General features: G+C 37.2%; 12 protein-coding genes. 2 read left to right on the top strand and 10 right to left on the bottom strand.

Annotated features, from left to right (window positions below; translation table 11 throughout):
* Positions 1 to 57: 57 nt before the first annotated feature.
* On the top strand, positions 58 to 2091 hold the full coding sequence (locus EHQ62_RS10680; RefSeq protein ID WP_135642661.1) for a tetratricopeptide repeat protein: 2034 nt from the start codon (positions 58 to 60) through the stop codon (positions 2089 to 2091).
* On the opposite strand, the gene EHQ62_RS10675 is transcribed toward EHQ62_RS10680, so the two are convergent.
* From EHQ62_RS10675 to pgsB, 5 genes are read right to left on the bottom strand one after another with little or no spacing between them, the layout of a single operon-like run.
* Positions 2075 to 2632 carry an LIC_12238 family plasminogen-binding lipoprotein gene (locus EHQ62_RS10675; protein WP_135642660.1) on the bottom strand — a complete coding sequence of 186 codons (558 nt, stop codon included), beginning with the start codon at positions 2630 to 2632 and terminating at the stop codon, positions 2075 to 2077. The two genes, EHQ62_RS10680 and EHQ62_RS10675, sit on opposite strands and share 17 nt — an antisense overlap.
* 52 nt (positions 2633 to 2684) lie before the next feature.
* Positions 2685 to 2873 carry a hypothetical protein gene (locus EHQ62_RS10670; RefSeq protein ID WP_135642658.1) on the bottom strand — a complete coding sequence of 63 codons (189 nt, stop codon included), beginning with the start codon at positions 2871 to 2873 and terminating at the stop codon, positions 2685 to 2687.
* A gap of 6 nt (positions 2874 to 2879) precedes the next feature.
* Positions 2880 to 4010: a poly-gamma-glutamate system protein gene (gene pgsW / locus EHQ62_RS10665; protein WP_135643722.1), complete on the bottom strand. Its 1131-nt coding sequence runs from the start codon at positions 4008 to 4010 to the stop codon at positions 2880 to 2882.
* A complete protein-coding gene (pgsC, locus tag EHQ62_RS10660; RefSeq protein ID WP_135642656.1) occupies positions 4010 to 4474 on the bottom strand; it encodes a poly-gamma-glutamate biosynthesis protein PgsC in 465 nt (154 codons plus the stop codon). The genes pgsW and pgsC overlap by 1 nt, the downstream gene beginning before the upstream one ends.
* Positions 4467 to 5663: a poly-gamma-glutamate synthase PgsB gene (gene pgsB, locus EHQ62_RS10655; RefSeq protein WP_135642654.1), complete on the bottom strand. Its 1197-nt coding sequence runs from the start codon at positions 5661 to 5663 to the stop codon at positions 4467 to 4469. The genes pgsC and pgsB overlap by 8 nt, the downstream gene beginning before the upstream one ends.
* Before the next feature lie 84 nt (positions 5664 to 5747).
* On the opposite strand from pgsB, the gene EHQ62_RS10650 reads away from it, so the two are divergent.
* Positions 5748 to 8144: a SpoIIE family protein phosphatase gene (locus tag EHQ62_RS10650; RefSeq protein ID WP_135642652.1), complete on the top strand. Its 2397-nt coding sequence runs from the start codon at positions 5748 to 5750 to the stop codon at positions 8142 to 8144.
* A gap of 39 nt (positions 8145 to 8183) precedes the next feature.
* Here EHQ62_RS10650 and EHQ62_RS10645 read toward each other — a convergent pair whose 3' ends face one another.
* Genes EHQ62_RS10645 through EHQ62_RS10625 form a run of 5 tightly spaced genes read right to left on the bottom strand, consistent with a single transcriptional unit; the run spans position 8184 to position 15631 of the window.
* A complete protein-coding gene (locus tag EHQ62_RS10645) occupies positions 8184 to 8522 on the bottom strand; it encodes an STAS domain-containing protein (RefSeq protein ID WP_135642649.1) in 339 nt (112 codons plus the stop codon).
* A gap of 44 nt (positions 8523 to 8566) precedes the next feature.
* Positions 8567 to 10615 (bottom strand): serine hydrolase domain-containing protein, encoded by a 2049-nt coding sequence (locus EHQ62_RS10640; protein WP_135642647.1) that lies wholly within the window; start codon positions 10613 to 10615, stop codon positions 8567 to 8569.
* Positions 10616 to 10629: 14 nt separating this feature from the next.
* The gene (gene gpmI / locus EHQ62_RS10635; protein ID WP_135642645.1) at positions 10630 to 12282 is read right to left on the bottom strand and encodes a 2,3-bisphosphoglycerate-independent phosphoglycerate mutase; all 1653 of its coding nucleotides are present in this window, start codon (positions 12280 to 12282) and stop codon (positions 10630 to 10632) included.
* Between the two features lie 35 nt (positions 12283 to 12317).
* A complete protein-coding gene (locus tag EHQ62_RS10630; protein WP_135642643.1) occupies positions 12318 to 13502 on the bottom strand; it encodes a hypothetical protein in 1185 nt (394 codons plus the stop codon).
* A 50-nt stretch (positions 13503 to 13552) separates the two neighbouring features.
* Complete coding sequence (locus tag EHQ62_RS10625; protein ID WP_135642641.1) at positions 13553 to 15631, bottom strand: TonB-dependent receptor plug domain-containing protein; 2079 nt, start codon at positions 15629 to 15631, stop codon at positions 13553 to 13555.
* Positions 15632 to 15640 lie beyond the last annotated feature (9 nt).

Here is a 15640-nt window from a genome sequence, read left to right as displayed (position 1 = left end):
TTTTGTATTGGGAATTTTGAAATTTCGCCGATAATTCAGAGTAGGAAGGAATGGAATTTGTTGTCACAGAACTTGGTCAATCTGGTCTCTAAAAAACATAAATCCAAGTTCACCATTATTTTCCTGTTTGGTTTGGTACAGGTGGCCCTCTATGCAGGTGAGGAAGACCGTAGGAATCCACTTTCGGGTTTGTACCTTTCTCCCTTACAAGTGATTTCTATGGACGAAGTCAAATCCCTTGATACTGAAAAACGGATCACCATTGACGAAGATTCTGGAATTGCCCTGCGTGATGAACCAAAACCTGTGGATCCGAATGCTCCTGATGTGCCAGTGGTTCCTGGTGCCGATCTTCCGGTGGATCCTGGCAGTGAAACTGGTCCTAAAAATTTAGAAACTAAGATCCGTGAGGCGGAAGGACTACTCAAACGTTATTATAGCCAATTCATAGAAGAAAAAAGGATTTGGGAAGACCGCGAAAAGGGTAATGTTTACAATTCTCGAACAGAGATGAATGACATCCGTTTATTACTCTGGCAAAGCACTCACAAACATACAGAGACCTTTATTGTCCGTGATTCCCCACTTTTATATTACCTTCATACCAAACTTGCTAAACTCTATGTTGAATCAGAAAAGTTTGCCCCAGCACTTCGGCATTATTTGGCCGCGTTTCGTTACCATCCTTTAGAAATGACAGAAGAAGGGTATCGAAACGGAGAGTGGCAAAAAGAAGATGTACTTGGATATGATGAGAGCGCAGCCAAGGAACACGAGAGGTTGTACAAAGAGTGGATCCAAGCTGAACAAAACTATAAAAAAGTAAAAGATGACATCCATATCAAGGAAAGTAATTGGATACGAGAAGGGAAAAAACTATCCGATTTGAAACTGCAAGCAAACCAATGGAACGACGAAGTACTTAGGTTAGATGGTGTTAGAAAAAAAGCAAAAACAGATTATGAAGATTCTTATAACAAAAGGTATTTGGTTTATCTAAATAAAAGAAGACAAATTGAATCAAATGATTTGTATGCATTTGCCAATGTTGTTAAAAAACTCGAAGATGATAACAAAGAAAGATTAAAAATTGTAAATAAACTTGGTACGGCAGGAAAGGGAATTTATGTACTTTTTGATTACAAACGAAATACTGATTTTTTTGCTTATGAACTGATATTGGAGCGGGCTTATCGGATTTGGAATGAAAATCCAAATGTTCTGAATGATATTGCCGAACAATACAGACAAGATGGGAAAAAGGAAAAGGCTGCCGATTTTTACGAAAAAGCATTAAACGAGTATTTAAAAAATCCAAATCCAACGGACGAAGAAAAAGACAAAATCATCAAAGCAAATTTACGTTTAGCAACGATTAATGCCGATTTAAAACGAAATATTTTGGCCGGAAATTATTATGAAACATTTTTTCGTTTGAGTGCAGATACACCTGAAAAAACACGAGTTTCTTATGAAATTGGAGTGTTTTTTAATCAGAAAATTGGAGATCCAGAAAGAGGGTCTAATTTCTTAGAGTATTGGTTGGATAAAAACAGTAAAGATTGGAATCCAGCTCTTGTGGAAGATACTGGTGTTCCTGAAATGGAATCCATTGCATATTTTTATCTTAGTAAAAAAGATAAAAAACTAAAGAAGTATGAATTAGAACAAAACAAGTTGAACATCGCACTCATGCAATGGAAAAAAATTGATGAGAAACTTATCTTAGCTGAAAAAGAAAGAATGGAGTTAATTGAGAAAAAACAAACTCTCAAAAAAGACCTGATGGTGACCACACTTGATGATGTATTGTCCCAATATCGATTGATGGATTTAAAGATTGAAGACCAAGAAGCGGTGATCCGTGTTTTGGAAACAAAACGAAACAAAATCCCTCTAATCAAAATCTTATTTCGATTGGGTGTGCTTGCAGAAGAAAATAGAGATTTTAAAAGAGCACAAGAGTATTATGAATTTGTGATCAAAGAAGGCGGGGAAACAGAGGTGCGTGTTGCCTTAAAAGAATTGGAAAGGATCAAACGTATATTAGAAACCGGTGATATCCAACCTCCGATTAACGAGAGTATTTGATGATTTCATCAGTTTGATCACCAGCTAATTCTTGTTCTAAATTTTCTTGTGTATATCCTTCGTCTGGTAAAACTCGAAACTTCACTTCATCCACCGTATCACCTTCGTATACAATTTTAATCAAATATTCTCCAGTGCGTAAAAGGGAAAATTCATCTCGAATGGCAAGGGTGTCTGGCTCCACACGTTTCTTTTTGATATCAATTTCTACAAAGTCCAATTCATACCGATTGAGTGAAATGTGGAAATCAGTTTCGAGGCCTGGATTTCTAGAAAATTGGTATACATAATGAATGGTATCACTTGGAGAAAAGATAAGGTCATCACGCATCATTTTATAATCGGTGATGGTTTGGATGTGTTTTTCTAAGATGTCCATCTCTTCCATTTTCGTTGTGGTCCAACCAAATTCCCCCTTGGGAACACCACATTGAATGAAAAATAACAAAAGTAATACGAAAAGAATTTGTTTCAGAGAATTCTGTAAAAAGTGAGCAAGGGAAGGCAATAAAAGAAACTTCTTGGACGAATTCTGTTCCATCTTACTTAAAGTTTCGTCCAAACCTAGGAAATTCCTCTTTCGAAATTCAGGTTCATTCGATAATTTTTCCCCGATCCGAGATGTCTTTTTCTTTGGATTTGGGACTGTAAGGTTGGTTTCGTAGATCTTCTCTCGGATTTTTACCAAGTTCTTCCGCAATTTTTGCCGGAAGGATTAAAATGCGACTCACAAAGCGGAGTAATAAAAACAGTAAAATCGCTAATACAATGATTTTTGCCATTTGGAGTTACCTGGAACGTAAGGTTTTGGGTAGGTAGCGGTCTTCTTCATTTTCACCCCAACCAAGCCTCGTAACACCATACAATCCGATGAGTAAAAAAAGGAAAACAGAAAGATAAAGGATGGGGTTGTATTCTTCTGAATAAAAAACCTTTCCTTCTCCAGGTTTCGGAATTTTTTTCGGTGATAAGGGAAGTCCATAACGTTTTGCCAGGGATTCAATTTGGATGAAATTGATCACGGGTGTTTCTCGTTCTAAAAAGGATTTGATGACCGAATTTGGAATATGAACTTCTTCGGGAAGATTGGTGATCAGTCCATTTTTGAAAACCTGTTTGCCAAGACTTGTTCCAAGGATTGTTGTCCCTCCTCCCACGTTGATAAAAAGTTTGATCGGTTTTCCTTGGGATAATTCATCATAATACTTCATTCGTTTTTCAATTGAGTCTTCAAAGTGGATTGGATCCAATAGTTTGACATTGTTTCGCTTTAAGGCACGTAACAAAAGTTCTTTGCCTTCTTTTGATGTTCCTGCTGCTTTGTCTTGGATTCCACCAAGAGATGCGTAACTGGAGCGAAAAGAAAAAATGCCGGAAGATTCCAATTCTTTTTCCATATCCAACCACAACATCTGTGGATGATTGGCACCAAATTGTGAGGCAGATGCACTTGAGATAATGATTGGTTTTAATTTTAATGTATCGATTGCGGCAAACAAACAAATGTTTAATGCTGGAAAGGAACCAGAAATGGCTACTGCAACTGTATCTCCTTCTTCAACCTTTGCCTTCTTTAAAAATTGGACCATAACGGCGGCAAAATTAGGATTAATCGATGTTTGTTTAGCAGGCAAAGAGCCACTATTGCTTGTTACAGGAGTTAAAAATTCGCCGATAAGTCCTGAGTTGGAAGGATCAAATTCTTTATAATCAGGTTTTTTGTGTTTTAATAATTCTGGTTTTAAGATTTGAAATCCACGTTCTGCAAGTTTTGCAGCATGTAATTTTTTTTTGAAGTATGATTGTTCTTTTTTTACCTTACAGGATTCGATGAGGAGTAAACCCAATACACCAAGTACGGCGAGTAAAAACAAAGCAATTCGCGAATGTTTCCAAGGTGACCAATAAATTTTTGTCATCATAGGGTTTCTAACTCATTTCCCAATAAAAAAATCAAAAGGATTTTGACAAAAACGGCTGCGAGGATTAGGACAGATGTTGTTTCCAAAACACCTTGTCGTTCATACCAAACCGCAATCAGACCAGGTATGATAAATCCAATCCCTCGTACTTCTGAAAGATACGATAGTTCAATTTCTGGCAATATTTGATAATTGAGTAAATATCCAAAAAAATAACCAAATAACAAGATAAAGACGATTTTTCTTTTTCCAAAAATCATTAGGAAATGTGAAAGGATCTCCACACAGATAAAAGATAAAAAAGCAATGAGAAATGTAAGGGCAATATTTTTAGGATGGTTGAGTGATAATGCCAAATATCCTGGTACAACAAGCCCAGTCCCTAAAATTCCAAAAAGTTCGGAGAATACCAAACTGATCACCAAACTAAGTCCAATGGATAGTGGAAGAATATCATTCATACGTTTGTTCTGACCTATTTTTTAGATATAAAGACAAATCCATTCCCAGTCCTACAATATTTCCAATACCGAACACTAATGCTTGTTTGGGTAAGATGGAAAGTAATGATTCAAAGATCACATCCAAATTCATGTGTTCCCAAACATAAATGGGCACATCCACTTGTGAATATGTTTTTAAGTATTGGAACGCTAGAGATGTCGAAGAGCCAATGAGAATCACTGCATCATAACCTTCCCAGTTGGCAAACTCTTTTGTCAGTTGTTTGGTGCGCTCTGGTCGGTCTTCCCTCGTGTGAAATAATATGAAACGTTTCTGGAATGAAACATATCGTTTGGTAATGGAATTCCAAATCAGTTTTGTACTACTTGGATCATTGGCAGCCATCGCATTCACATAGATGAATTCCTTCCCAAAAAAATGGATGGGTAAAACGGTAAGTGCTCCTGGATCAGGTGTGACTTTCCACATTGCTTCCAAGGCAGTTTTACGGTCGGCTCCCAATAGTTCACAAACTTTGAGAGCTAAGCAGACATTTTCTTTGTGTTCCCAATACGGAAATTTTAGTATTTCTTCATCGGTGATTGTGTTGATTTCTTTTTCTTCTATGAATACGGGTTTTGTATTTCTGTCATTACAAACATGTAAAATTTCATTTGGGAATTCATTTGGACCAACAACAAGTGTTCCTTTGATTGGAGTAGCAGATAACAATGTCCTAGCGACATCGATGAGTTCTGGTCCCATTACTTCCAAATGGTCTTCTCGGATGTTTGTGATCACTCCAATATCAGAAAACAAAATTTGTCCTTCACTTGCCCATTGGTATCTGGGTTCTAGGGCCATACATTCCAAAACAACGATATCGGCTTTAACGTCTTTTGCCTTTCGTAAGATTTTGATTTGTTCGAGGATAGACGGTTTTCCAAAACGTGAAATCGAAGTTTCCGAACCATCTGGAAAAATCATTCGTGCTAAAGTCCCTGTTGTTTTTGCAAACACGGAATACCCAGCAGAAGATAATCCTGCTCGGATCAATCTAGTGACACTGGATTTCCCTCGAGTGCCATTCACATGGATTCGATGTTTAAAATTCTTTAACGTTCGTTTGTGTAATAGTGCTTCGATTGTATAATAAAAAACCAAAACCAATAAAATCAGAAAAAATAAGGTGGCATTTGGTTTCATTAGAAAAATTCCATATGATACATTTCCTTCAAAGGAATGTCATTTGATTGTAACGTAAATTTGCGAAGATGCACGTAGTTTTCTATGAGCATACGTTACAAATTCTTATTAATATTGAGTGTGAGTCAAATTCTTCTTGTGATTGCACTCACAACCAGTTTTGCCTATCTTTTACAATCGGTAAAAAACATCCCACAAACCCAACGTGCAGAAGACTTATCTCGGAATTTCCAAAGGGAATTAGAGTTCAAAGAAGAAAAATTAAGATTATTATTAGAAGAAATTACCTTTAACGCAAGGACCAGGGAAATATTAGACAAAGGCCTTCGGGACCGCCAAGTTTTACAAAAGGAACTACCGTATTTACAAGAGATTTTAAAACGATATGGGCTTTCTATCTTTGAATTAGGTGATAACCAAGGAAAGGTGGTGTTTCGTGTCCACAGGCCAAAAGACTTTGGCGATGATAAAAAAAACCAACCGATCATCCAAAATGCATTAAATGGGCAAGCAACAGCTGCTTTAGAAGATGGGCACAGTGGACTTGGCTTTCGATTAGCGGCTCCCCTTTTTGGAAGAGGGACACTTCTCATCGGCCAAGTAGTGGATGATAATTTTACGAAAACGATTTCCAAAGACAATCGAATCCATTTGGCAATCTTCCAGGAAGGAAAAGTGAAAACCATTGGTTCTGATATGGTTCGTATGGTGATGAATGAAAATCCAAATTTACTGCTCGAAGAACAACGATTTCATTTTCAAGATAAACCATATTATTTAGTCAAAATTCCTTATCTTGGAACTTCCCAATCCATCAAACAATTAGTATTCCATGTGATGATTGATGAAAACGAAGTGGAATCAAAAACATGGAAAATTTGGTCATTTTTTGTGGTCGCTTCGTTAGTGTTATGTGGTGTTATCTTTTTGATTTCCTTTTTATTTTCTCGAGATATGGTGGAAGCAATCAAACTTTTAACTTCGGCCATGGTGGATTTAGACCAATGGAAACCTGAAACTCTTCCTACACATCGTAGTGATGAAATTGGACAAATGGGAAGGGTGTTTGTCGAAATGAAAGAAGAATTGGCAGAACACCAAAATCATTTGGAAGAGATGGTGAACCAACGAACTAGGGAATTAAATGAGACACTATCTGAAATGCAGAAAATGCAAGAGAAACAAGATGGTGATTACTTTTTGACATCCCTTTTGATAAGACCTCTCAAAGGATCCTTTGCGAAATCAGAAACCGTTTCTGTTAAAATTTTTGAAAGGCAAATGAAACAATTTAAGTTTCGTAACAAACAATCGGAGATTGGTGGAGATTTATCTGTCTCCGATTCGATTTATTTGATGGGGAAAAAATATACTGTTTTTTTAAACGCTGATGCCATGGGAAAATCCATCCAAGGGGCAGGGGGAGCATTGGTGATGGGTACAGTGTTTAAATCTATCATCACCCGTACGCAAAAACTTAGGTACATGCAAGACCGTCACCCCGAACGTTGGTTAAAGGAATGTTTCCAAGAAGTTCACAATGTGTTTATCAGTTTTGACGGACATATGTTATTATCGGCTATCTTGGGTTTGGTGGACGAAGAAACCGGAACTTTGTATTACATCAATGCGGAACACCCTTGGATTGTATTGTATCGAGATGGTGTTGCAAGTTTCTTAGAAAACGAACATTCCCTACGAAAGATTGGATTTACAGAGATGAGTGGAGATGAGGTGGTCATCCAAATTTATCCGCTAAGACCCGGTGATGTTTTGATTTTAGGATCAGATGGCCGTGATGATTTGTTTGTGGGCCATTCGGGTGGAAATCGAAAAATCAATGATGATGAAACTGTTTTCCTGCGGCACGTGACGGAAGGAGGTGGTGATTTGGCTGAGATCTGTCGTGTGCTTATGTTATTTGGTGAGCTCACAGACGATTTGAGTTTGATGCGGATTTCATTTTTAGAAGAAGTTGCATACGCTGCCAAAGAATCTACCAAAAATAATGTATATTATAAAATGTTGGGTGAAGGAATTCAATCCTACCGAGATGGAGAATGGAACAATGCCATCTATGCATTGGAACTTGCATTGGAATCAGAACCAGATGATTTATATTGTTTGAGAGAATTATCAAAACTATACATGAAATCAAAAGACTATGAGAAAGCCATTGTACTCGCGAATCGGTATTTACAATTAAATCCCGGTGATACCGATTTTTTATTTTACATTGCCTATGCCCATAAACAAAAACGTGATTCTGTTTTAGCAACCGATTATGCAGAAAGACTGAGATACAGAGATCCGAAAAATTTTAACAATTTATTGTTACTTGCAGAGATTTTAATGCACCGTCGGGACATTGAACGATCAAAAGAGGTATTACTTGCCTTACAAGAGATGGCGCCAGAAAATCCGAAACTTTTGAAACTCAAAAACTTTTGGAAAAAAATGGTCACGACATCTGTTACCTAGTTTAGGTAAAATGATGTGTACTAAGTTTTAAATTTGAAATTAAGGATTGAAAGATTGAATGGCTTCTTCTGTGGATTCAAAGATTTGGATGACAGAAGAAATTTTTGAAATTCGAAAGATTTGACGAATCGTTTTGGATACGTTTACAATTCGTAATCCTCCACCTAATTCTGTTAGTTTGTCATTAAGAGACATGATGAGCCCAAATCCAGAGGAGTCGATAAAACTCACACCTTCCAAGTCGAAAATAAATCGATGTTCGGATTGGGACGCAGATTCTTTGATCCTTTCCTTTAAAATGCCGGCATTTAACATGTCTAAGTTGCCGAAAAGTTTCAGGACGACAATCCCGTTAGATTTAGATTCCGTATATTCCATCGAATCGCTTAGAGAATAGCTAGTTTTTTGAATTGGTCAATAGTTTAATTCACAAACTTATCCCATTTTTCATCAACGGAAATGTTTCGTAAAATCCGCCAAATCAGTTTGGATCCATTTTCCGAATTGGTCATAATGACCACCCCATACCCTTTTTCGGCATTGAAGATGGCGAGCGACTTATGTCCCTTTGTATGCCCCCCGTGGAAAAAATACTCCGTTTTCCCGGTGCGGTTCAAAAAGAAACCGTGGGCCACCAGTGCATGCACCGTTAAACTGGCCGCACTCATCTTTGGTGAGAGTAGGTATTCGGCTGATTCTTTACTTAAAAATTCAGAACGTCCTTGTTTTGCTTTGGCCACCTCATTGAACACAATGCCCACTTCTTCTGGTGTTGTCCAAAGCCCTCCTGAGGAAAGTTCAGGTGTTACGAAAATTTTTTCAGGTAAAAGATTTCCTAGTTCATCATAACCATCACAACGATCATTTGTTTCTTTTAAATTCTGCCGGAATGTACTTCGTTTCATTTGTAGTGGTTGGAAAACAGTTTCTTCCATTAGAGTGGGGAATGGTTTTCCCGTACGTTCTGTAAGGATTTCTTGGACGATGCTATACCCTCCACCGGAGTATCGTGATTTCGTTCCTGGTTTGTAGTATAATTTTAATCCATTCCCTTTGGAAGTATTTGTATCTTTTAAATCTTTTAGATGTTTTTTTCCAGAGTTGATTGGATCATCCCAATTCCCTTTTTCTGTGAGCCCACTGGTATGAGATAATAACAAATCCAAATTCACCAAACTTCTTTTTTTACCTTTGGGTACGGACACTTTGTACTGTTTGAGTTTTCCAATCCAATTAGAGTATAAGTCAAGTTGACCAGTCTCTACCAATCGTAAGGTAGCCGTTGCTGTCATTGTTTTGGATAAAGAACCTGCTCGAAACAGAGTTTGTTGTGATTTTGTCCCATACATTTTTTTCCAACTCAATGTATAATTTTTAAATACGGCGATCCCTAAAGAAGGAACCTTTTCTTCTTTCATAAGGTCTTCAATGTAGATTTCGTTTGGGGAACCTGTTTTCTTTTTTAGATTCAGTTTTTTAGCACTGAAAATGATTTCGGTAAGTGTAGATTTTATAGAAGAAAGATCACCTTTACTCACTCCATAGGGACTTACAACCGAGATAAAAATTCTACTTTTTAAATCATGGTAAAGAAAATTAGAAATTCCCTTTTTTTTACCATAGGTCCAATAAAAATAATCACCAACATAAACTCCTTCTCCAAAAGAAATTGGATCTTCGGCGATCGCATCGGTTAACACAGATTTTTTGAGAATGGAATTTTTTGAGTCTGTTGAAATTTGTTTTGTTTTGCGAATGGATTCTACGAAAAGTAATAAGTCTTCGGGTGTACTTAAAATTCCACTGTTTCCGAGTAAAATTTCATTTGCATCAACGGAAGAATGTTTCATCCCAAGTGGTTGGAATATTTCTTCGTTCACAACCGTGGAATAGGGTTTGGAAGTCACAGCTTCAATGGTATAGGCCAAAAACAAATAATCCAATCGGCTGTACTTCCAATATTCTCCCGGTGAAAAATTTGGTTTTAGATTGGATTCTATGAAGGATTTTTTGATATCCTCTCGTTTGTAATTGGATTTTTCAGAATCAAAATTTGGCAAAAATTCAATGATTTTTGGTAAACCTGAAGTATGCCTTAACAAATGTTCGATGGTGGTTTTGGAATGAGGAAACCATTTGATATGGTTTTTGACAGGATCCGTAAGAGATAATTGTTTCTTTTCCACAAGTTTGTGAATGAGAAATGTTGTAAAAAGTTTGGACGACTCCCCCAGAGGGAAATTGTGTTTTTTGTAAAGTTGGGAACGTTTTTTCTGTTTTCCAGAGTAAATGGTTTCCCTAAATAAAACGGTATCATCCTGAGAGATGAGGACAACACCTTGGAAACCTTCTTGTTTGATTTTTTTTCGGATTTTTTCTTTGGTTTCTTCTGAAAAGGAACCAATTTCATCTTCTGAACAGTTGGCAAAAAACAAACTGAACAGAAGGAAAATCAAGATCCGATACATCATACAATTCGTAACAATTAATTTCTATTGATTAGACTTGGATGGTATCCTTCTGGAGCTTCAAAACCTAATAAATCCATCATTGTGGCCGCCACATTTGCAAGTCCAATGCCCTCTAGCTTAGAATTCAGCTGGATTTTTCTTTTCGGATCATAGAGTACAAATTGTACGGGATTGAGTGTGTGACTTGTTTTGGGAACCGGTTTTCCATCTTTTGCCGTTTGTGCATTTCCCTTTTTATCCAATTGGTACATTTCGTCGGCATTACCATGATCAGCAGTGATACAAAGAACGGTATTTGTTTCGTCACAGATTTTTTTGATCCGATCCAAACAAAGATCCAAATATTCCAAGCCCTTAACAGTAGCATCCATATTCCCGGTATGCCCCACCATATCTCCGTTAGCATAATTGACTCGAAGGAATGGATATTTGTGTGATGTTAAAGCTAATACCAAGTTGTCAGTGATTTCTTTTGCCTTCATTTCTGGTTTTTGATCGAAGGGAATGATGTCTGACTTTACTTCTTCATAGGTTTCAATCGTTTGATTGAAATATCCAGATCTGTTTCCATTCCAAAAAAAGGTAACATGTCCAAACTTTTGGGTTTCGGAAAGCGCGTATTGGGCAATCCCTTCATTGGCGAAGTATTCACCCATTGTCCGATCGATGGCAGGAGGAGCAACTAAGTATTGTTTGGGGATAAAAAGATCTCCATCGTATTGCATCATTCCTGCAAATTCAATTTTTGGGAAACGATTGCGATTAAATGTTGTTAGGTTTTCTTCTGTGAATGCTCTTGAGATTTCAATGGCACGATCCCCTCTGAAGTTAAAAAACACAACAGAGTCATTATCTAATACTTTACCGACAGGATTTCCAGTTTGGTCTCCAATCACAAACCCAGGTAAGTATTGGTCAATGACAGATGGGTTTTCTTTTCTAAATGTTTCAATCGCTTCTTTTGCGGAATGAAAAATCCTACCTTCCCCTTCCACATGGTGGTTCCAACCTCTTTCAACCATGGACCAATCGGCATCATAACGATCCATAGTTAATTCCATTCTACCACCGCCAGATGCGATGAAAATATCAATGCCTGCTTTTCTATGAGAATCCAAATACGTTTCGAAAGGAATTAGATAGTCTAACGCTGATTTTTCGGGAACATCACGTCCATCAAGTAAGATGTGTAATCTGATTTTTTTGATATTTTCTTTGATGGCATTGTCGATGAGGGCTTTTAGATGATCGATATGACTATGGACATTTCCATCAGAAAAAAGTCCAAGTAAATGAAAAGTGGATTGGTTGGATAAACAATTAGAAACCAATTTTTTCCAGATTGGTCCTTGGAATAAAGAGCCGTTTTCGATGGATTGAGAAACCAGTTTTGCACCTTGGTCAAAAATTCGACCAGAACCCAAAACATTATGACCGACCTCAGAGTTACCCATGTCTTCGTCACTTGGCATCCCAACGGCAGTTCCATGTGCTTTTAATAAAACAGTGGGATGGTTTTTCCATAAACCTTTTAGAATAGGCATATTGGCTTTTGCTACAGCATTGCCGTTTTCAAATCCTTTTTCTGTGTAACCAACACCATCTAATACGAGAAGTAAAACTTGTTTGGCTAGTGGGCCTTGTGGATGTTTTTTAAGCGTTAACATAAATTAGATTCCCCTGTCTTTTTCCATTTTGAAAATTAGGGAAGATTTTGCAACTGGAAGATATCAAAAGGAGTTAGTTCTACAGAACTAGGAATTGGATTTAACAAAACGTTTCCAATACTTGTATCAAAAACATAAATTCCTGGCCTTGAAAAATCGGTAGAACCTACAAGTAATTTCCCTTCGTTTGTAAGTAATAGTCCCGATAAACTGATTCCTATATTTCCTGGAATTTGTAATAAGGTTCCTAATTTTTCACCGGTGCGAGGGCGAAACACTTGGATGGTTTTGTTGAATCCTGCATCAAGTACAGATGCATATCCAAATTCTTCATTTTTAATCTGAAAGGATAAGATGTCTCCACCTGCTACCTGTTCTGCATACAACCGTTCCGGATGAAATTGTCTAGTGCTCAATCGAAAAGCAATGATGCCAGCATCAATTTGAGAAATAAATCCAACTCTCCCCACACATGAAAATACCAAATGTGGTTCTCCAAACAATATTACCTTTTGGATTTTACTACTTGGGTTACGATAAGGCAAGGTATAGACAGCTCTGATTTGGTTCAAATCCATATCTACTTCTACCAAGTAGGAATCAGAGTTAGGTGGCAAATACCCCGAAACATCGTTTCGATCAAGCCTTTGTAATAAAACAAACAAACTTGAACCATCTTGTGCCATATAAGATGCTTCTACAGATGAGTCTGGAATTCCTGAAGTGGAAAATGTTTCTTTAAGGGAAACAAATGACACAGATCCAACTTTTGCACCAGACGTCCGACTATGAATAGTTAGTTCATCCGCATTGTACAAACTGATAAAGTATTTATCATTCCAGACTGCGATGTCTTGTGGATTTTTCCCTTGTCCGACACTAAACTCTTGTTCGGTGAAAAAACCCAGTTGTGGATTTAAAACTTGGATGGAATCCCGATTGAGACGATTGACAATAAAAACTCGGTCATTGGAATAACGACCAACAGCATCAGAATGGATGGGTATGGATGTCGGGAATGTTGTGAATGAATTGGGTTCAAAGGTTTTAAACCTTCCTCCGCTGGCAAAGTCAGAAGTGACTACACCCACAGAAGTAGGTGAGGCTGATAAAAATAAAAATTGGAACAAACTAGGTTTTTCAATTTCCAATTGGCTACATTGGAAAACCAAGAGAATTAAAAATAAAATCGTATGATGAGGACTTTTATATTTGGTCATTCCATTTTCGAATGCAAGATGAAGGAGTCTGTTTGCTAGATTTTTTTCCATTAGAATCGATAACTCCCTGTTAGATAATAACTTCTACCTGGTAAAGGGTATCCCACCAAATCTTCCACTCGTTTGTCTGTTAGGTTACGGACTTCGAAACCTAAAATCAATTCATTTCCCGTTTCTTTATTTTTGTATGGCGAGTATTGGATGTAGAGGTTCCAGAATTGGCGAGCAGGCAAATATCCCAAATATTCATTGGTTCGGTCACGGAAATTGGCTCCAATGTATTGGTATTCAATTCCAATTTCAGATGATTCGTTAAAAAAGGCAAGTAAGGCACTTCCTTGGCTTTTGGAACGGAGGGGAAGGAATTTGCCGTTTAACGCTGGTGATTCGGAGTAATTCCTTGCATCTTGGTAGGTGTAATTGAAGTTAAATTTTACACCTTGATTCCAAATTAAATTTTGGTTTGTTTCCACTCCTCTGATCAAAGCTTGGTCAACATTTTCAGGCCTTAAAGTGAATTGGGAATTTGGCAAAAATAAAATCATGTCATAAATACGTTTCTGGAAATAAGAGATATCGGATTGGATTTTCCAATTGGAATTTGGTTTTGTATTAAAATAAAAACCGATGTCTCCATTTCTACTTTGTTCTGGTTTTAATGTCGTATTCCCAACAATGCTACCTCTTTCTCCAAATAACTCCAAAAAACTTGGAATTCGAAAATCTTTACTGATATTGGCCAAAGATCCAAATTCTAAATTTTCTTTTTTGACCCATACGATTTTTAATCCAAAACTTGGATTGGTGAAATTTTGTCTTACGTAAAAAACATCTGTCAGAGGATCGAGTAATTGGTTTCGTATACTTGTTTCATCTTTTCCAAATCGGTCCGTGTAACGTTCAAATCGTATTTGAGGGACAAGGAACAATCGATTGGAAAAAAGGCGTATTTCGTCTTGGAATGTAAAACTTTGAGTATCCCTCCTTTTTTTTGGTTCTTTCCTTTCGGTTTCATGATTGGCCCGTTTTTCGTAGCGTGTGAAAAATTCTTGTTCCGTTTGGACCGAAGCTCTAAGGACTTGGTAATACTCTAACAAGTACAATGTGGGTGATAATTGAAAGCCATACTGGTTAGTTTTTGTATAGGCATTGGGTGTTCCAAAACTGAACTCCGATTTTGGATCAAATAAATCATCCTTTGCAAAATTCCCATAGGTTTTGGTTTCTAAGGTTAAGTTGGTAAATAAAAATTCATTGGTTTCTGTGGTGATGGCTGAAGACAGTTTACTAAACACTCTGCCTACAGATGTGGTTTGCCTGTTACCAGGACCAGGTAAACCTTGTTTGCGATGGATGTAATCATTTAATAAATTGATTTTTGTTTTGTCTAAAACAAGGGAAAGATTCCCTGTAAATCCAGTTTTACGAAACTGTGCATTCCTCCTTTCATCTATCGTATCATCATACGTATTAAATAATACAGTTCCTTTGTTATTGAGATAGGTGAAATTTTGGTCTGAAGTTTCTTGCAGAGCCTGGAGAAAATAAGAACCACTTGAAAACTGGTCCATATGGGTAACGGTAGCTTTTGCCGTTTTAAAACTTCCTCCCATTAAATTCACACGAGTGATAGGATGATCAATTTTGGTTTTGGAAACTAAATTGATGCTACCACCAATGGCAGATCCCGAAAAACCTGCTGGTGTCCCTGATTTGTAAATCTCAATTTTTTCTAAATTATCAAATGGTAAATCAGCTAAATTGATCTCACCACCTAACGAATTATTTATAGGGACTCCATTCCAATAAATTTTGGATTGATTGGGGTTTGTTCCTCGAAGGGAAAGTGTGGAATAAGAACCGAGTCCACCAAATTGGCGCACTCTGACACCCGCTTCTCTGCTGAGTACATCAGGAAGGCTCGTATAGCGAGTGTTTGATTGATCCAAATTGATTTCTTTTTGGAAACCTGTTGGGTTTTTGCTAAAATTTGTATTTTTAGTCGAGGATTCAACATTCGCTTTGATTTCAACAGCTTCTGGTTCTTTTTGTGGGGTCACTTGTGAAAAGAGGAGATTTGGTCCGAACAAGAAACCAATAAGGAAAAAGAATTTGAATTGGGAAACCATGAAGTCGTT

The organism is Leptospira jelokensis (genome assembly GCF_004769635.1).
GTDB lineage: Bacteria > Spirochaetota > Leptospiria > Leptospirales > Leptospiraceae > Leptospira_A > Leptospira_A jelokensis.
Note: the sequence above shows the minus strand (reverse complement) of the source record. Positions and strands in the feature narration are given on the sequence as shown.